The organism is Staphylospora marina, assembly GCF_003856495.1.
In the GTDB taxonomy this organism is placed as follows: Bacteria; Bacillota; Bacilli; order Thermoactinomycetales; family Thermoactinomycetaceae; genus Staphylospora; species Staphylospora marina.
The window spans coordinates 835,294-853,854 of sequence record NZ_CP034118.1 but is presented as its reverse complement, the minus strand read 5'-3'; the positions used below and the strand labels follow the sequence as shown (position 1 = coordinate 853,854).

Sequence of the window (18,561 nt, the reverse complement as noted above, 5' to 3'; positions counted from 1 at the left end):
TTCACTTCACGAACTGGCGAACGAAATGTTCCGGATTCAATGTTTCCCCCGTAGCCCGTTCGATCAAGACGCTCCAACCCCATCGATCGCCGGGAGCGAAGATGTGTTCCCGGAAAAAGCGGCCGGTTTCCGGGGTGAACACCTTCCCACCGGTCCGATCGCGGATCGCCGATTCAAACTGGGAGGCGGTCAGCTCGCCCAGCAAATAATTGTGGTAATAGACCGGTGCCACGGTAAAGTGGATCTTGGAGGCCCAGTGGGGTTCGTCCGTCCCGTCCGGCGGTTGAACCAGCTGAATGTCGCGAACCAGCTTCCACCAAAGATGGTTCAGATCCTGGTCCGGATTGGCGTACAGTTCGCGCTCAAACCGGACGAAGGTGATCACCCACCGTGCAAAGATCAGCATCCGGCGACGTTCCGTGGCCTCAAGGGCGGGGGCCATTTCGTCCAGCAGGCGATCCTCCAGGAAAAGGAACGTTTTCAGCCATTCCCGCCGCTTCACCATGCGGCCGAAGAACATGGCAACCGCCTCGGTGACGAAAATGTGTGCCGGGGTGTGCAGGATGAACGGAAGTTCCGGATCGATGTATTTGTCGTAAACGGCGTGGCCGATCTCGTGAAGCATCGTTTCCATCCAGTACTGGTCTTCCCGGACATTGCACAGGATCCGCACGTCACCGGAGCGGTCCAGATCCAGACAGAAGGCGTGCTGATCCTTGCCTTCCCGCTCGAAGAGATCGCTTCTCCCCAGAATGTCCCGGATGTCCATGCCCACGGAATCAAATGTCTTCACGGTCAGTTCGACGATGTCTTTCCCCCGCAGATGAGGAGTGACATCGGCTCCCTTCACCTCGGGAGCCTCCTGGAAAAACGGGTCGGGATAGTGCCAGGGTCTGAGGTCCTCGGGCCGAATCCCGAACCACTCCGCCCGTTCGCGGTCGATTTCCCGTTTGACCCGGCGATACGGTTCATCGGTCAGTTCCTTGAGACGGTCAAACAGATCCCAGATTTCATCGCGATCCAACTCGCTGAGAGCGAACGACATGTGATGATAATCCTCGTAACCCAGCCTCCGGGCCGCTTCGTTGCGCAATTTCACCAGCTCGAGGAGCCCGTCCGCCACTTCCGCGCCCACTTGTTTTCCGGCGATCCAAGCTTTCCGGCAAAGCTCCGGGTCGCGGGACGTTTTCAGGATTTCGCGAAGATCGTTTTCCGTGACCCTACGGCCGTCCAGCTCCCCGCGAAACGTGGAAAACGCACTGGTGAGTTGGGAGGAAAGCCGGACGATTCGCTGAAGCAAATCATCCGGAATCCGGTTTTCCGTCGCCTCCAGCTCCAATCTCACCAGTTGCCGATGTTCCAGGGAGCCGGGGTTCGCCCGGGCCCGCAGTTCCTGAATGGTCCGGAACCTTTCGGGGTCCGCCAGCAAGCGCCGATACGCCGTCTCCGCCTCTTCCTCTTTTTTTCGCCACTCTTCGTCCCCGGTGATGCTTTTTTGCCAGTACGCCTCCATCCAGGGGTTGTAAAGCTCCTTCAATTTCCGGTTTTCCCGTTCAAGAAACGAGTGCATGTCCCTCTCTCCCTTCCATCGGGTCATTCCCTCCGTTTCCGGGAGGTTCTTCCATCATCCGACATCGCGCCGCCGCCCGTCAACCGGTGGTTCCGAAGGCCCCTTCATCCCGAAAGCGCCTGATGTCCGCTTCCTCCTCTCCCAGCCATTCCCGCAGCACCGTCTCCGCATCCTGACCGGGCACGGCCGGAGCGGGCGGCAGGGAAGCTTCGGGCACCCGGGGAGGCTGTTCGGAAAACGGTGGATACCGGAAGAGCTCTCCCACTTCCAGTACGGGACTCAGACAACAATCCACCCGGAGCCCAAGGCTTGCCCACTCGGCCCGGGTCCGTTCCCGGAACAGTTCGCACAACTCCCGGTACACCGGATTGTCTTTCGTTTGCGGTGACCAGCCGTGCGAGATCCAGTCAGGCCTGCCCACGGCTTCACAAAACCGGCGCCAAAACACGGGTTCGACGGCGGCAAGTGCCACATGCCCGCCGTCTTTGGTTTCATACACCCCGTATGCCACCGCTCCCCCCGAAAGAAGGGACAGACCCCTGCCGGATCCGGAAACCGCCTGGATTTCACGGTGCGTGTGGAGCAAGCGAAACGCTTCGTCCAACATGGAAATGTCCAGACGGGAACCACGCCCCGTTTTCCCCCGCTCCATCAATGCGGCCAGGATCCGTTCCGACGCCGCCAGGCCGCCGACCAGATCAACGAGCTGGACGGCGGGCAACCCCGGGCTGCCGTCCGCGGTCAAAAGACTCAACAGCCCGCTCAACGCCTGGTAATTGAGGTCATGACTCGCCAGCCGTGACAGCGGTCCCGTCCGGCCGAAACCGGTCAACGACCCGTACACGATGCCCGGGTTGACGGCCGATACCTGCTCATACCCCAGCCCCAGTTTGTCCATCACGCCGGGCCGAAAACTTTCCAGAAGCACATCGGCCCGTTCCGCCAAGCGAAGGGCCAGGCGGCGGCCGGCCTCTTGTTTCAGATCGATCCTGACACTTTTCTTGCCGCGGTTGTTGGCCGAAAACAGGATCCCGATTCCTCCGGATTGTTCACCGGCGTGGCGGGCGGGATCTCCTTTCGGCGGCTCCACCTTGACCACTTCGGCCCCCATGGCCGCAAGCCGTCCCGTCGCCACCGGTCCCGGGAAGTAAACGGTGAAATCCAGCACGCGAATCCCTGTGAGCATGGGTGTCCGGCTCCCCTTTTCCCGTCAGATTCGTTCGATGATCATCGCCGTGGCCATCCCGTGTCCGATGCAGACCGTCAGCAGTCCGAAGCGCCCGCCCGTCCGTTCCAACTCGTGAAGAAGCGTGACCGTCAGTTTCACCCCCGTCGCCCCGAGCGGGTGTCCCAACGCGATCGCTCCCCCGTTCACGTTGACGCGGCGCAAATCCGCATCCAGCGCTTTTTGCCAGGCAAGCACCACCGGTGCAAACGCTTCGTTGATCTCCACACAATCCATGTCCTCCAGTTGAAGGCCCGCCTTCTCCAGCACTTTGCGCGTGGCGGGGATCACCCCATCCAACATCAGCGTGGGATCGGAGCCGACGACGGTCCGGGCCACGATCCGGGCACGGGGACGAAGCCCCAACCGTTCGGCGACACGACGTTCCATCAGAAGGACGGCTGCCGCTCCGTCGCTCATCTGGCTGGAGTTTCCCGCCGTGATGTTCCCTCCCTCCTGAAAGACCGGCTTCAGGGCCGCCAGCCTTTCCGGTGAGGTGTCCGGACGCGGTCCTTCATCCTGTCGGACCATGATCTCCTTTCCGTCCGGATCATGCCCCTGCATCGGCATGATTTCCCGGGAAAAACGTCCGTCCCGAATGGCCGTGAGCGCCCGGCGGTGACTTTCGAGGGCAAACCGGTCCATTTCCTCCCGGCTGATGCCGTACCGCTCGGCGATCCGTTCGGCGGAAATTCCCTGATGGACAAATTCATACATGGCCGCAAGGGCGGGAGGTATGGTATCAGTCCCTCCGTCACTGCCCATCGGCACCCGGGACATGCTTTCCACGCCGGCGGCGATGACCGTATCCATGTCCCCGGACAAAATTTCCTGTGCGGCAAAGTGAATGGCTTGCTGCCCGGATCCGCACATCCGGTTGATTTGCACGGCGGGAACTTCCATCGGAAATCCGGCCCTGAGCACGGCGAGGCGGCCGATGTTCCAGCCCTGTTCCCCGATCGGCGTCACGCAACCGGTGACCACATCCTCCACCCGCTCCGGTTCCAGCCCCGCCCGATTCACCGTTTCTTTCAGCACGGGGGCCAGCAGCTCCACGGGGTGAACCATGCGAAACACGCCGCCCCGCTTCCCGACCGGCGTCCGCACCGCTTCCACGATCACCACTTCACGGGTCATGACCTTCCTCCCTTTTCCCCGGAATAATCATAGAACCCGCGCCCCGTTTTCCTGCCGAGGTGACCGGCCTCCACCAGCTTGCGCAACACTTGGGGCGGCCGGAACCGGTCTCCGTATGCCTCAACCATCCCTTCGGCGGCGAACAGGAGGGTGTCCAGCCCCACGTAATCGGCCAGTTCGAACGGCCCCATGGGGTAATTCAGCCCCAGACGGATCGCCTTGTCGATGTCTTCGGCGGTAGCCACTCCTTCTTCCAACATGCGCATGCATTCGATCATGTGGGCGGCCAGGGCGCGAGAGGTGACGAACCCCTGGCTGTCTTTCACCGTGACTGTTTCTTTGCCGATGTCCACGGACAGCTTCCTGACCGCTTCCACCGTTTCATCGGACGTGCGAACCCCCCGGACGATTTCCACCAGTTTCATCACCGGCGCCGGATGGAACCAGTGCATGCCCAGGACGCGCTGCGGCCGGCTTGTCGCCGAGGCGATCGCCGTCACGCTCAGTTCCGACGTATTGGTGGCCAGAATCACCTCCGGCGGTGTCAAACGGTCCAACCGCCGAAACACTTCCTGTTTGAGCTTCAGATTTTCCGGCACGGCTTCAATGACCAACTGTACGTTTTGAACCGCATCCTCCGGCTCCCGGAACAGACGGATCCGGGACAGGGCCGCCTCCCGCTGCTCCTCCGACAACTTGCCCGATTTGACGAACCGGGACAGGCTGCTTTGGATCGAATCCATCGCTTTTTGCAAGGCGACATCCGACAAATCATGGAGTTGGACGTTTTTCCCGCCCATGGCCAATGCCTGGGCAATCCCGCTCCCCATCAATCCCGCACCGATCACGGCGATGCGCTCCATGTTCATGCAATCCCTCCTGAATGAATCTTCATTCAATCATTTCCGAACAATTCCCTTGCCACCAGTTCTTTCATGATTTCGGTGGTTCCCGCGTACACGGGAGCCACGGCGATGTCCCGCACCCTGCGGGCAATGGGGTATTCTTCCATGTATCCGTATCCTCCGTGAAGTTGAAGGCACTCGACAGACAACCTCCTGGCCATTTCCGTGACCCACCATTTGGCCATGGCGGCCTTCTTTCCGAGTCGGCGACCGCTGATGAATTCCGTCACCGCATGATCGACAAACGTCCGGCCCAGTTCCACCTCGGTGGCCAATTCAGCCAGCCGAAACCGGACATGTTGATGGCGATCCAACGTACGACCGAAGGCTTCCCGACGGCGCACGTACTCCACGGTCATGCGCAGCATTTCCTCAGCGGCCGTCTGCGCGCCGATCGCCAGCACCAGCCGCTCCCGTTCCAAGTGCTTCATCAAGACGGCAAAGCCACGCCCCTCTTCACCGAGGAGATGATCCACGGGAACACGGCAGTCTTCAAAATACAGTTCCGCCGTGTCCTGACTGCGCAGCCCCATTTTCTCCAGCTTTCTTCCTTTGACAAAGCCGGGCGTGCCGTCTTCCACCACGATCAGACTGATGCCCCTGTGAGGCGGTTGGGCGTGTGGATCCGTTTTCACGGCGACGATCACCAGATCCGCATGAATGCCGTTGGAGATGAACGTCTTCTGACCGTTGATCACCCAATGGTTTCCGTCCTTGACCGCCGTGGTCCGGATGGAGGCAAGGTCCGACCCGGCACCCGGCTCGGTCATGGCGATGGCGGTGATCGTCTGCCCCGTCACGCAAGAAGGAAGCCAGCGTTTCTTTTGCACCTCCGTTCCCTCATGTTGCAGATAAGGAACGACGATTTCGTTGTGCAACGCCACTCCCTGCAATCCGGAAACGACCCGTTCCAGTTCTTCGATGATCACCACGGAATACCCGAAATCGGCGCCCAGACCCCCGTATTTCGGCTCCACTCCCGGCGCGAGAAAACCGTTTGCCCCCAGCTTGAGCCAAAAAGACCGGGGAATCAGCCCCTCCCGTTCCCATCGGTCGACACTGGGAACGGCCTCTTTTTCAAGAAAGCGCCTCAGCGACCTGCGGAACAACTCATGTTCCTCTTTCAGATACGGACGAGTCACCCCATTCCTCCTTCCGACCCATTCGTCGAAACAGATTTATTTTTTGTACAATTACATTTATACATCTTTTTCAGTCCTTTTCCTGCACAAAAAAAGCGCATCTCCCGATGCGCACAATGACCAAGCGGAGACGGGACACCGTGCCCGGCGGGTTGCCGCCGCCCGCGGAACATCTTCAAAAAAAAAACGTGGCACCGCCTCTTTCCGACCCGGTTGCGCTCAACGACCCATCACGGCTCTTTTCCATTTGCGGGCCAAGCGTTCCGCCACAAACAGCGGGTCTTTCTCTTTTTCCTTCTCTTCTTCCAATGCCAGCTGCTTCCGCAAGTCCCGCTTGATGATCAGGTAACGGCGCATCTCTTTGACGAAGTAGAGAAGAGACGCCCGGGTTTCAAATTCCTCACGCGTGGCCGGCAGCGGGGACGCCCGGAATTTTTTGCGGATGTTCTCCAACTCCTCCAGAAAGACGGAGGCGGTGTTTCCCGGATGGACCGCTTCCGCCAGACGTTCGAGAAAGCCGGCAACCACTTCCCCCTGAACGCAACACGATTGGATGGAAGAGACGCTGGGAGCGATCCGCACCAGAATCTCAAACTGACGTTGCCTCATCTCAAAATACCGGTAGAAATCCGATTCCGTGTGATGCAGGCGGTTCTCGTAATCGCGCAGAGCCAACTCTTTGGCCTCTTGCAACAACCGGGCCGTTTCCACGAGTTCCCGTCCGTCCCAATGACGGTCCGGTTGGCGCAGGTATGCGGCGAATTCGCGGAGAATGTTCCGGAAGTTGGCTTCGATTTTCTCCTGATACGCCTTCAGTTCTTTGTCCAACCGGGGCATCCAGAAGTTGACCAGCATTCCGAACCCGATCCCGATGCCGACCAGGGCGAGTTCATTCAACACGACGTCCCAGTTGAAGGTTTTCAGCGAGTAGAAATGGAACACGATCACCGCCGCGGCCACCATCCCTTCCTTCGCTTTGATGGCCAGCGAAATCGGAATGAGGGCCAAAAGCAGAAGCGTGATGGCCATGGGGTGATAACCGATTGATTCAAACACCAATCCGGACAGAGCGATGCCGAGCAGGCAGGCGACCAGACGCTCCCACGCCGTTTGAAGCGAACGGCGACGGGACGGCTGAATGACCAGAATGGTGATCATCCCCGCGGAAACGTAAAACCGCAATCCCAGCCACTCAGCCACGGCAATGGACAAAGCGGTACCCACAGCAGTTTTGATCGCACGAACCCCGATTTTCATGAGTGAATGCCAAACCTCTTTTCATTCATTCATGAAATACATTATATTACATCATGATTACATTCTCTGACAAGAGATCTTGATGCTTTTGTTAACATTGTGTCATAAGGAGTCTGAGATCATGCGAATTCTCATCGCTCCGGATTCGTTCAAAGGTTCGGTTCCCGCAACCCGGGCCGCCGATGCGATGGCGGCCGGTTGCAGGGAGGTGTTCCCGGATGCGGAAACGGAGTTGTTTCCCATGGCCGACGGCGGTGAAGGGACGGTGGACGCCGTTCTCCGGTGGCCCGGTTCCGTGCGGATCACCGTGTGGACGGAAGACCCGCTGGGCAGGCCGATCCAGGCAGCGTACGCATGGTTTCCCGACAGGAAAACGGCCGTGATCGAAACCGCCGCCGCATCCGGACTGCCCCTGCTCAAGGGCGAAGCGTTGAATCCCGGCTTGGCGTCCACCCGCGGAACCGGTTTGTTGATCCGGGATGCCCTGGATCGCGGAGCCGGGAAATTGGTGCTCGGATTGGGAGGAAGCGCCACGGTCGATGCAGGAACGGGCCTCTTGGAAGCCCTCGGGATCCGGTTTCGGGACGAAGAAGGCCGAATCGTTTCCGGGCGGGGCGAAAACCTGGGCCGAATCCGGCGAATCGAACGGGACTCCATGGATCCCCGGTTGCGGAAAACCGACATGCTGCTGGCCTGTGACGTGATCAACCCCTTGACGGGACCCGAGGGTGCCGTTCGGGTCTACGGACCGCAAAAAGGAGTCACCCCCGAAAACATGAACCGGTTTGAAGAAGGGATGATTCGCTGGGCAGACCTTCTTTCGGAAATGACGGGAAAAGATCTCCGGAACGAACCGGGCTCCGGAGCGGCCGGCGGAATCGCGTTCAGCCTGCGCACCCTGTTCGACGCGGATATGGAAAGCGGATGTACCTGGCTGGCCCGCGAAGGGCGCCTGGAAGAAAAAATCGCCCGCGCCGATCTGGTCCTCACCGGCGAAGGATCGTTTGACGCGCAATCCCGTTACGGAAAAGTGCCGGTGTCCATCGGACGGATGGCCAAAAAACACGGCACCCCGGTTGTGGTGATCACCGGCCAATCGGAATGTTTTGCCCTCCCCGGGGAAGGCATCGACATGATCATGCCGATCACCGACCGCCCCATGTGTCTCGAAGAAGCCATGAAACAAGGGGAAACGTTGATCCGCCGGGCAGCCGCCCGGATCGGAGCCGCCCTCAAGATCGGAGGCTCCGTCGCTCTCCGCAAAAAACGGGGCTGATTCGGACTTTTTCCTCATGTCCCTCCATCTTCTTGTCTGGTATCATGAATGTTAGTGAAAGACGGGGAGAGATCCGACATGAAGACGGCCACCATCGAATCATCCGCCAGGATTTCCTACTACCACCTTCTCCTGGCCAGCTATCAAAGAGCCCGGATCATCATGGACGAAATGCTGGCCAATCCGGAAAAAGTGTCACCGGAGCGATTGAGGGACACCGCTCAATACCTTGCACGTCTCCAGGCAGAACTGGAACGGTACAAAATGTGACCCGCCCGCCACCCGTGGATTCGGTTCCCCCGCCGGGAAAGAACGAATCATCATGAATGACCTGCCCGACCTTTTCCCGGCAGTGTTGGCGGACGGGAAAAAGCACCGGCGATCACGTCGGCAAGGACAACACACTCACCGGGATGAATCTCCCGGTGAGTTTTTTTGACCAAAAATCAGTGATCCCTAAACATTTTCAATATTTTTTATTTGTAATCCACACTTTTTTCATCGGAATTTCTTGATAAAAGGAAGCTTCGGGTCTAAAAACTTTTATCAACATGCCTGATCGATAAAATTTTTAAAACCCAAAACAGCAATGCGGCAAATTCACATTTCACGAAAATACTTGAAGCACACGGATCCAGTTATTTCCTGAGTGCACGACCTGAACAAAAATGGAATAACACCAATATTCAGGAATAAAAAAAATTGCGATTTTTTTATTCGCCAAGAAGGAAATTATCTTCCTCTTAACGAATATCCATTTAGACCAACAGGCAAGGGGGGGTTCTGATCGGTAGCGTTGCCGGATCCAAGTCGGTGATCGTCCGACAGGTATTGGCCAACCGCCGATTGGGCAATGTCTCACGCCTATCAAATTTAATTAGGAGGATAGCCAATGAAGCGTTTCTTCAGTGTGCTCAGCATCTTTGTGCTTCTGGCGATGCTCGTCACACCGGTCGCGTCTGCCGCTCCGGATCAGACGGCTCCCGCTTATGCTCCGGGTGAGCTGATCGTCAAGTTCAAGCCCGGTGTCACGGCAGCCAAAATGCAATCGATCCACGCCGCTAAAGGTGCCAAATCCGCTCAAGCAACGAAATATGGATATTCCGTGGTCAAATTCGACGGTCAATCCGTTGATGCCATGGTGAAAAAGTACAAGCAAGATCCCAATGTTGAGTATGCAGAGCCCAACTACATTTACCATGCAACCTGGATCCCGAACGATCCCTACTTCTCCGCTTATCAATGGGGACCGCAAAAAGTTCAGGCTCCGGCTGCTTGGGATGTCACCCGCGGAAGCAGCTCGGTGCTGGTTGCCGTGATTGACACCGGAGTGCAAATGAACCATCCGGATCTCTCCGGCAAAGTGGTGGCAGGTTGGGACTTCGTCTATAACGACGGCGATCCCAGCGACGGCAACGGTCACGGAACCCACGTCGCCGGTATCGTGGCTGCCTCTACCAACAACGGTGTGGGCATTGCCGGCATGGCTCCGAACGTGCGGATTCTCGCCGTGCGCGTTCTGGACTCCAACGGATCCGGTACGCTGGCTAACGTCGCATCCGGTATCCGCTATGCCGCTGACAACGGTGCCAAAGTCATCAACCTGAGCCTTGGCGGTTCTTCCGGCAGCACCACGCTGCAAGATGCCGTGAACTACGCTTGGAACAAAGGAGTCGTCGTGGTGGCCGCAGCCGGCAACAGCAACACCTCCGCTCCGAGCTACCCGGCTTACTACAGCAACGCCATCGCCGTTGCTTCCACCACTTCCAGCGACACCAGATCCTCCTTCTCCAACTACGGTTCCTGGGTGGATGTGGCCGCTCCCGGCAGCGACATTGCCTCCACCTACATCGGCAGCTCCTATGTCTATCTGAGCGGTACCTCCATGGCTGCTCCGCACGTGGCCGGTCTGGCAGGTCTGCTGGCCTCTCAAGGTCGTTCCGCTGCCAACATCCGCGCTGCGATCGAGCAAACCGCCGACAAGATCAGCGGTACCGGAACCTACTGGACCCACGGACGGATCAACGCTTACAAAGCCGTCAACTACTGATTGTTCCGCTCCGCTTGCCTGTGGTCAAAGCCGGCCTTCGGATTTCCGAGGGCCGGTTTTTTCAAAATCCTGAATCGTTTCAGACATGATTTCGGAGGGGAAGACCTTGAAGAAAAAGTTCACAACTTTTTTTCTTTTCTTGCTCTGTCTGGTCCTCGCCGTTCCCGCCATTTCCCTGGCCGCTCCTTCCGAAACGCTGCAATCGGCCGAAGATGTTCCGGATGAGATCATCGTCAAATGGAAAGCCGGCGTTTCCGCAACTTCGGCCAAAAGTGCCGTGAGCGCTCTGGGTGGAAAAACCGTCCGGAAATACGACGGGCCGGGATTTGAAGTCGTGAAGGTGGCACGCGGCACGACCGCGCAAACACTGGAAAAACTGAAGAAACACCCGCTGGTGGAATACGCCGAACCGAACCACATCCTCCATGCGTTGGGGACTCCGAATGACCCCCAATTCTCTGCACAATGGTATCTGGAAAAAATCGAGGCACCCAAAGCTTGGGACATCACGGAAAGCCACCCCGGCATCAAAATTGCCATCGTGGACACGGGAGTGGATCTGACCCACCCCGATCTGGCGGCAAAGATTGTCGGTGGTTGGGACTTCGTGGACAATGACGCCGTTCCCCAAGACGGAAACGGACACGGCACTGGTGTGGCCGGCGTCGCCGCCGCCATCACCCACAACGCCGTGGGAATCGCCGGAACGGCCCCCAGAGCCTCCATTCTTCCCGTTCGCGTATTGGACAACAGCGGCAGCGGAACGGTCGCAAACGTGGTAGCCGGAATCAGGTATGCCGCCGATCAGGGAGCCCAGGTGATCAATATCAGCTTGGGCAGCTCCATTGGCAGCACCGCCTTGCAACAAGCGATTCAATATGCATGGAACAAGGGATCCGTGCTGGTGGCGGCCGCCGGAGCCAGTGGATCAACTGCTCCTACCTATCCGGCCGCTTACCCGGAAGTGATCGCGGTGGCATGCACCACGCAAAACGACACGCTTTGCTCGTTCAGCAATTACGGTTCCTGGGTTGACGTGGGGGCACCCGGCGTCAACATCACTACCACTGTGCCAGGTGGGTACGCGACTTACAGCGGAACATCATATTCCGCCGGCATCGTATCCGGAGTGGCCGCACTGCTCGCCGGACAGGGACGATCCAATGCCAATATCGTACAAACCATCATTTCGACCGGAGATCCCATCTCCGGAGTGACCTTCAAAAGAGTCAACGCGTACAGAGCGGTGATCAACTAAGGAAGCGGATCCAAACCCGTCCGAAAATTTCCTGAACCGTTGCCGGAGATGTTTTTCGGAACATCTCCGGCGATTTTTCATTTGCGGAACCCGGAAACCCCTACCCCCTCTTATCTTCCACCCCCGCTCCATCTTGTGACCGGCAACCCCCTTCATGCATGAGAAAAAAAGCTGTCGGCTGAGTGCCGACAGCTTGCGTGACGGGATTTCTCCCGCATCGGGCTATGCATTCAATATGAACCAGACAACACCCACCGCAAAAAAGATCAGCGCGATGGTTCCAAGGATCTTCGGCAAATATTGCATGAGTCCCTCCGTCGAACGAGTTGAAGATGACACTCCCGGACAGTGCTTGTCCGCGGTTTCGTCGATGCCGAAAGGCCGACATCAAATCTCCGGCGGGCATCGGACGTTGCTTGGAGCTTACCGAAGTTCCACGACGGTGACGCCGCTTCCTCCTTCCCCGTGTGCCCCCAAGCGGTAAGATTTGACCGCCCGGTGGCGCCGCAGGAATTCCTGCACGCCCGCTCTGAGCGCTCCCGTTCCCTTTCCGTGAATCAGGTGAACCTGTTTGTATCCGGACAAAATCGCCTGATCCAGATACCGGTCAATTTCCGGAATGGCTTCGTCGACCATCATCCCGCGCAGATCCAGCTCCGGGCGAACGGACGGTCCCGTTCGGTGGATCGATGTGGATCCTTTGGGCTCCGTCCTTTTTTTGGGCTGTTTCAGCTTTTCGAGCCGGTCCCGGTGAACTTTCATTTTCAGCACACCGATCTGAACCTGGAATTCGTCTCCGGGAAGCGCCTCCACCACGGTTCCTTTCTGATTGACGGTCAGAACCCGCACTTCATCTCCCACGGAAATGTTCGTGTCGGCAGCGGTCGCACGGGCGTTCGCACGATTCTTCTCCCAAGAGGGAATCGCCTCTTCCAACCGTTTTTTCGCTTCCGTCAGTTGGTGTTCCTTGAGATCCTGCGGCTTTTGTCGTGCCCACTCCCGAAGCTCTTTGAGCACTTCTTCCGCTTCCCTGCGGGCTTTTTGCACGATGGCGCGCGCTTCTTGCCTGGCTTTTTCCCGCATTTTCTCTTTTTCCTCTTCCCAGGAAAGTCGCTTTTTCTCAAGTTCTTCATGCCAACGCTCCGCTTCCCTGCGAAGCTGTTCCATGTTCCGGCGTTCCTCTTCGGCGAGGCGCCGTTCTTCGCCCAGTGACGCGATCATTTCCTCCAAACGCTGTTCATCCGCGGAGATCCGGGATTTGGCCGCGTTGATGATGTCCGTGGAAAGTCCAAGACGTGACGCGATGGCAAACGCGTTGCTCCGCCCCGGCACTCCGACGAGCAGACGATATGTGGGCCGGAGGGTTTCCTCGTCAAATTCCACACTGGCGTTGACCGCTTGGGGATGGGTATGCGCAAACTCTTTCAATTCGCTGTAGTGGGTCGTGGCCACCACGGAACTGCCCCGGGCGATCGCATGTTCCAAAATGGCGATGGCCAATGCGGCTCCTTCGGTCGGGTCCGTACCGGCTCCCAATTCGTCGAACATGACCAGACTTCGCTCGTCCAGCCGTTCGATGATGCGGATGATGTTTTTCATGTGACCGGAAAACGTGCTCAGATTTTGCTCAATGCTTTGTTCATCCCCGATGTCCGCAAGAACTCCGGAGTAAACCGGCAACATGCTCCCCTCATCGGCGGGAATCGGAATCCCCGATTGCGTCATCAGGGCAAACAGACCGATTGTTTTCAGCGTGACCGTCTTCCCCCCGGTGTTGGGCCCGGTGATGATGATGGCCCTCCAACGGGTTCCCATTTCAACGTCAATCGGTACCACCCGATCGCGGGGAATCAGCGGATGGCGCGCTTTTTTCAATCGAAGTTCCATGCGGTCGGAAACGTCCGGGCACACTCCGTTGAAGTCTGATCCGAAACGGGCCTTGGCCATCACCGCGTCGAGTTCCGCCAATCGCCGCAGGTTCTCCCGGAGAGGTTCGGTTTCGTCCGACACCAGGGAGGTCAGCCGGGCCAGCACCTTTTCCACCTCTTTGCGCTCGGCCAGCTCCAGTTCACGAAGCCGGTTGTTCAACAGGACCACCGATTGGGGTTCGATGAACAACGTGGCTCCGGAAGAAGACTGGTCATGCACGATCCCGCCGAACGACGCCCGGTATTCCTGCTTGACGGGCAGGCAATACCGATCCTGACGCTGGGTAATGATCGGCTCTTGCAACATCTTCACGATGCGCGGATCCCGAATCATCCGTTGGAGCGTTTCCTGGATGTCACGACGGACGCGGTCCAGTTGACGACGGATCGCATGCAGCTCCGGGCTGGCTTGATCCCGGACGGTTCCGTTTTCATCGATCGCTTCCGTCAGCGCCTGCTCCAGTTTGTCCAGGCTTTCGATTCCCCCGACAAGATCCCGCAACAGCGGGAGCGAAGCCTGTTCCTCCGCAATTCTCTTCATCAGGGATTTCACTTTGCGGCCCGCGGAAACGGTGGAAGCCACATCCAGACAATCGGCTTCATCCAGCATTCCACCCAATTCCGCACGTTTGAGAGCCGTTCGGATGTCTCGAATCCCGGAAAGCGGAACTTCTCCTTTGAGCCGAAGCACATCCATTCCTTCGGCGACAGCCTGAAGACGCCGTTTCACTTCCTCCGGATCATCGGAAGGCACCAATCCGTCAAGCCACTCTCTGCCCGGTTCGGAGGAAGCCCTGTGTTTGACCAGTTCCACCACTTGATGATATTCCAATGTGTTCAGCGTCCACTGCTCCACGCCGACATCTCCTCTTTTTGCGAAAATCATTTTTTATTATACCATGGTCCATGCGGAGAAACCGGAACAAAAAACCCCCGCACAAGAAGCGGGGGCGACGGGACAAAATGCCCGAAGCTCCATGAATTCCGAAACCTTCGCGTCATCCTCACCGGTTCGGGATCATCGCGTGAAAATGTGTTTGCCGATGCGCTTGATCTGAGGCCGGGACCAAATCCATTTGGACGTGGCTCTTTCCGGATTGAAATAGAACAGGGCTCCACCGGAGGGATCCCATCCGGCCAATGCGTCCCTGACCGCTTTGCGGGCCGTTTCATTCGGGGTCATCCAGATCTGTCCGTCCGCCACCGCTTCAAAGGCCAACGGCTGAAAGATGATCCCGGGGATGGTGTCCGGAAACTTGTCGCTTTCAAGCCGGTTCAGCACCACGGCGGCAATGGCCACCTGCCCGACGTACGGTTCCCCCCGTCCCTCGGCATACACGCAACGTGCCAACAAGTCAATGTCCGATTGCTTCAAACCGTAGGACGAGCGCGGCAAAGAAGCGGTGCGGGATTGGGGAGCCGACTGAGAAGGCGGGCGATAATTCCGGGTTGCGGCGCGCAATTTTTCCAGTGTGGCCGGCCCGGCCACTCCGTCCACTTTCATTCCGAACCGATACTGGAACAGTCGAACGGCCAGATAGGTGCGGTTGCCATACGCACCGTCGACAGGCCCGGTATAAAACCCGAGAAATTTCAGTCTTCCCTGCAGGTCATAGACATCTCCGCCCCGTGATCCCACCTTCAGCACTTTGGCTTTGGGGGTCATCTCGGGCCGCCAGTGTTTGGTGGCCTGCCACAGTTTGAGTTTGGTTTTGGGCCCCACCACCCCGTCCACTTTCATTCCGAACCGGTATTGAAACAGTCGAACGGCCAGATAGGTGCGGTTGCCGAACACACCGTCAACAGGCCCGGTGTAAAAGCCGAGCAACTTCAAACGCCCTTGAAGCTCCACGACATCTTTGCCGCGCATGCCCTGGCGAAGGGTTTGAGGACCGAAGGATGCGGCGGCCGTCCGTTCCCCCGCGGCCCCATGTACGATCCTCGCCTGGGAAGGCCAGGGAAGCACGGAAATCAACGTCAAAACGAATGCAGTCAGACCCGTCAAAATCCTCCTGTTCATCAAAAGGCACGTTCCTTTCCCATTCGGCATTTGTGGTTATTATGCCGTAACGAGAGAGAAGTATTCTGAAATGGAGGTCAGGGTCTTCCTTTGCGCAGCCTCTTTCGAAGTTCAGCCAACGGAAGCGTGTTGAGAACGTTCCGTTTTTCCAACCAAGCCCGACGCGCGGTGATCACTCCGTATGCCATGCGGTCCAATCCGGCAGAGGAATGTGCGTCGCTGGAGATGACAAAGAGAGTCCCGTATTCCTCACACGCGCGGCGAAGAAGTTGATCACCGAGATCCAACCTTCGGGGATCCGCATTCAGTTCGAGGATGGTGCCGGTGTCCGCCGCCGTCCTGAACAGCCTGTCGAGATCGAGCTTGCAGGGATCCCTTCTGCCCAACAGCCGCCCCGTCGGATGACCGATGATGTGAACATATGGATGCTTTATCGCGCGAAGGATCCGATCGGTCATCGTTTCTTCATCGAGTCCGAGCCGGCTGTGCACCGAGGCGATCACCACGTCGAGCCGCTCCAGGATCTCATCCGGATAGTCCAACGATCCGTCCGCAAGAATGTCCACTTCCGCTCCTTTCAGCACGGTGATGCCTTCCAACTCCCGATTGACCCGATCGATCTCTTCCCATTGCTTCATGAGTTCGTCCACGGAAAGTCCGTAAGCCACGCGGAGCGACCGGGAATGATCGGTCACGGCGATGTACTCGTATCCTCTCTCCCGCGCCGCCACGGCCATTTCGTACACGGTTTCCGCACCGTCGCTCCAGACGGTATGCATGTGCAAGTCTCCACGGACATCATCGGGACGGATCAAGTCCGGCAATCCGTTTTGTTCGGCCGCTTCGAATTCACCCTGATCCTCCCGCAGTTCGGGTTCGATATACGGAAGACCGAGCGCCCGGTAAAATGCCTCTTCGGATGCAAACGTCCGCTCCTCCCCGGACCGGTCGTCCGAAATTCCGTATTCGCTCACCTTCCATCCGAGTTCTTTCGCCCGTTGCCGGATTCTCACGTTGTGGGCGGCAGAGCCGGTGAAATGCAGCCATGCCGACGCAAACTTCTCGGGAGCCACGAGACGGAAATCGGCGGACATCCGGATTCCGTCCGCTTCCAGTTCGACCGTGATCTTCGTGTCCCCCTTTGCCGTCACTTCCTTCACCTCGGAAACGGCCAAAATCGCTTCTCCCGCTTCTTTCGGATGTTCGGTGGCCACCACGAAGTCGAGATCCTTCACCGTCTCTTTTCCCCGTCTCAAACTCCCGGCAGGTTCGATCCGAACGACGGCGGGATGCCCGGCCAACTTGCGCAGCACGACATCGGCCAATTGACGGGCCTCCGCCAACAGGCGGCGGTTCGGTCGGCTTCCCAGTTTCCGGATGGCCTCGAGAAGTTTTTGTTCTTTCTTGACCCCGAATCCCGGCAGATTCCGGATCTTCCCCTCTTCCGCCGCCTGAACCAGATCCCGCAGGTCGGAAATTCCCAGTTCCCGGTGAAGCAGATGGAGTGATTTGGGCCCCAAACCGGGAATGCCGAGCAGGACGGGCAATCCCGGGGGAATGCGCCGCTTCAGATCCTCCAGGACCTGTGCCGTTCCGGTGGTTGCCATTTCCCTGATCACCGCCGCGGTTCCTTTGCCCACCCCCGGAAGATTTTCCAATCGATCCAACATGTCGACCACGGGAATGCGACTGTTTTCCACCGCGCGGGCCGCCCGACGCCACGCATTCACCCTGAACGGGTTCTCTCCTTCAATCTCCAGATAATCCGCCAGCTGATGCAACATGCCGGCAATGCCCGGATTATTCACTGCCTGATCCCTCCGAACGCAGTATTCCCCTCAAAAAGAAAAACCCCCTCCCGGGGGTGTGAATGTCCTGAACGGCACTTCCAAAGAGCGGGCCTCTCAACCCGCTTGGTTCCACAGCAGGTTGATCAGCCCGTCCTTCAAATCCGGAGTCCAATCCAGCACCATGTCGGCAATCAAAGAACCGCTTACCGCTTCGTTTCCCGCTTCCCAAGGGAGCACATGCAGCAGATGAACGGCAATCACGGTCACCAGCACGAACTTCAGCAGCGACAAACCGGCCCCGCCGAGCCGGTTGACCCAGGAAATCAGCGGAAGATCGGCCACCAGGTTCAGGATCGGAGCGGCGAGCAAAAACAGAAACCGGATTCCGAAAAACAAAACGATGAAAGCCATGGTGGAATGCAGGATCTGTTCCACGGGAAGGAGTGACATCCATCCGCTCCTCCCCACATCATCCAGCGGCCATGCGCCGGAGATCACCGGTGTCAGTTCATCGCTGAACTGCCAGGCTCCCCATGCGGCGGCCAGCCAAGCGACCAGAGACACGGCCTGTTGAACCAGCCCCGTCCGGAGTCCGTGCAGCACCGAACCGGCAAGCAAAAACAGAAGGATCAGATCCAGCATGATCAACGGTCTCCCCTCACGGCTCTTCATCCTCGATGAGGTGGAGGATCTCATCGTGTTGTTGCTTCAGTCTCAAATAATCATCGGCGATGTTCACCGCCGACAGAACGGCCAACCTTGTGGTATCCAACCGGGGATGCTTGTCGGCAATCTGTCTCATTTTTTCATCGACATGACTGGCCACCTGTCTCATGTGGCCGGGACTGGCTTTGCCGGCAAGCTGGTACTGCTGTCCGTAAATTTCCACCGTCAGTCGGTTTTTCACGTTCACCGCCTCCTTCACCCGGATGTGAAGGGTTGGATGGAAGAAAGCGGGGGAAGAACACCGGCGCGGCTTTCGCAGGCGGAAGTGCGCCGGTGT

The 18,561-nt window shown here is 58.0% G+C and carries 15 protein-coding genes and 1 pseudogene; 4 read left to right on the top strand and 12 right to left on the bottom strand.

Going from position 1 to position 18,561, the window contains the following annotated elements; all coding sequences use genetic code 11:
• Nucleotide 1 precedes the first annotated feature (1 nt).
• The 6 genes from EG886_RS04325 to EG886_RS04300 form a co-directional block, all read right to left on the bottom strand.
• On the bottom strand, nucleotides 2–1,570 hold the full coding sequence (locus EG886_RS04325; RefSeq protein WP_124726987.1) for a M2 family metallopeptidase: 1,569 nt from the start codon (nucleotides 1,568–1,570) through the stop codon (nucleotides 2–4).
• Nucleotides 1,571–1,649: 79 nt separating this feature from the next.
• Complete coding sequence (locus EG886_RS04320; RefSeq protein WP_124726986.1) at nucleotides 1,650–2,756, bottom strand: CaiB/BaiF CoA transferase family protein; 1,107 nt, start codon at nucleotides 2,754–2,756, stop codon at nucleotides 1,650–1,652.
• Between the two features lie 24 nt (nucleotides 2,757–2,780).
• Nucleotides 2,781–3,932, bottom strand: a complete 1,152-nt coding sequence (locus EG886_RS04315) for a thiolase family protein (RefSeq protein WP_124726985.1) — start codon at nucleotides 3,930–3,932, stop codon at nucleotides 2,781–2,783.
• Nucleotides 3,929–4,795, bottom strand: coding sequence for a 3-hydroxyacyl-CoA dehydrogenase family protein (locus EG886_RS04310; protein WP_124728656.1), 867 nt, complete (start codon nucleotides 4,793–4,795; stop codon nucleotides 3,929–3,931). The genes EG886_RS04315 and EG886_RS04310 overlap by 4 nt, the downstream gene beginning before the upstream one ends.
• Before the next feature lie 32 nt (nucleotides 4,796–4,827).
• Entirely contained in the window at nucleotides 4,828–5,979 is a 1,152-nt protein-coding gene (locus tag EG886_RS04305) for an acyl-CoA dehydrogenase family protein (RefSeq protein ID WP_124726984.1), read from the bottom strand.
• Between the two features lie 219 nt (nucleotides 5,980–6,198).
• Nucleotides 6,199–7,236, bottom strand: coding sequence for an aromatic acid exporter family protein (locus tag EG886_RS04300; protein ID WP_124726983.1), 1,038 nt, complete (start codon nucleotides 7,234–7,236; stop codon nucleotides 6,199–6,201).
• A 121-nt stretch (nucleotides 7,237–7,357) separates the two neighbouring features.
• Here EG886_RS04300 and EG886_RS04295 point away from each other — a divergent pair, with 121 nt between their 5' ends.
• The 4 genes from EG886_RS04295 to EG886_RS04280 all read left to right on the top strand — a co-directional run bounded on the left by EG886_RS04295 (nucleotide 7,358) and on the right by EG886_RS04280 (nucleotide 11,820).
• The gene (locus EG886_RS04295; RefSeq protein ID WP_124726982.1) at nucleotides 7,358–8,512 is read left to right on the top strand and encodes a glycerate kinase; all 1,155 of its coding nucleotides are present in this window, start codon (nucleotides 7,358–7,360) and stop codon (nucleotides 8,510–8,512) included.
• Nucleotides 8,513–8,590: 78 nt separating this feature from the next.
• Nucleotides 8,591–8,782 carry a hypothetical protein gene (locus EG886_RS04290; RefSeq protein WP_124726981.1) on the top strand — a complete coding sequence of 64 codons (192 nt, stop codon included), beginning with the start codon at nucleotides 8,591–8,593 and terminating at the stop codon, nucleotides 8,780–8,782.
• A 622-nt stretch (nucleotides 8,783–9,404) separates the two neighbouring features.
• Nucleotides 9,405–10,562, top strand: a complete 1,158-nt coding sequence (locus EG886_RS04285; protein ID WP_124726980.1) for a S8 family peptidase — start codon at nucleotides 9,405–9,407, stop codon at nucleotides 10,560–10,562.
• A gap of 106 nt (nucleotides 10,563–10,668) precedes the next feature.
• Nucleotides 10,669–11,820, top strand: a complete 1,152-nt coding sequence (locus EG886_RS04280) for a S8 family serine peptidase (protein WP_241154368.1) — start codon at nucleotides 10,669–10,671, stop codon at nucleotides 11,818–11,820.
• A gap of 423 nt (nucleotides 11,821–12,243) precedes the next feature.
• Here the strand turns inward: EG886_RS04280 and EG886_RS04275 are convergent, their stop codons facing one another.
• From EG886_RS04275 to zapA, 6 genes and pseudogenes are all read right to left on the bottom strand, one after another.
• On the bottom strand, nucleotides 12,244–14,604 hold the full coding sequence (locus tag EG886_RS04275) for an endonuclease MutS2 (protein WP_124726978.1): 2,361 nt from the start codon (nucleotides 14,602–14,604) through the stop codon (nucleotides 12,244–12,246).
• 162 nt (nucleotides 14,605–14,766) lie between these two features.
• A complete protein-coding gene (sleB, locus tag EG886_RS04270) occupies nucleotides 14,767–15,489 on the bottom strand; it encodes a spore cortex-lytic enzyme (protein WP_124728655.1) in 723 nt (240 codons plus the stop codon).
• A gap of 24 nt (nucleotides 15,490–15,513) precedes the next feature.
• A pseudogene (locus EG886_RS13925) lies at nucleotides 15,514–15,618 on the bottom strand (peptidoglycan-binding domain-containing protein); the annotation flags it as partial.
• A 227-nt stretch (nucleotides 15,619–15,845) separates the two neighbouring features.
• On the bottom strand, nucleotides 15,846–17,576 hold the full coding sequence (polX, locus tag EG886_RS04265; RefSeq protein ID WP_206425341.1) for a DNA polymerase/3'-5' exonuclease PolX: 1,731 nt from the start codon (nucleotides 17,574–17,576) through the stop codon (nucleotides 15,846–15,848).
• Nucleotides 17,577–17,672: 96 nt separating this feature from the next.
• A complete protein-coding gene (locus tag EG886_RS04260) occupies nucleotides 17,673–18,200 on the bottom strand; it encodes a CvpA family protein (RefSeq protein WP_164491644.1) in 528 nt (175 codons plus the stop codon).
• A gap of 16 nt (nucleotides 18,201–18,216) precedes the next feature.
• Nucleotides 18,217–18,465 carry a cell division protein ZapA gene (gene zapA / locus EG886_RS04255; RefSeq protein ID WP_420894156.1) on the bottom strand — a complete coding sequence of 83 codons (249 nt, stop codon included), beginning with the start codon at nucleotides 18,463–18,465 and terminating at the stop codon, nucleotides 18,217–18,219.
• Nucleotides 18,466–18,561: the final 96 nt, after the last annotated feature.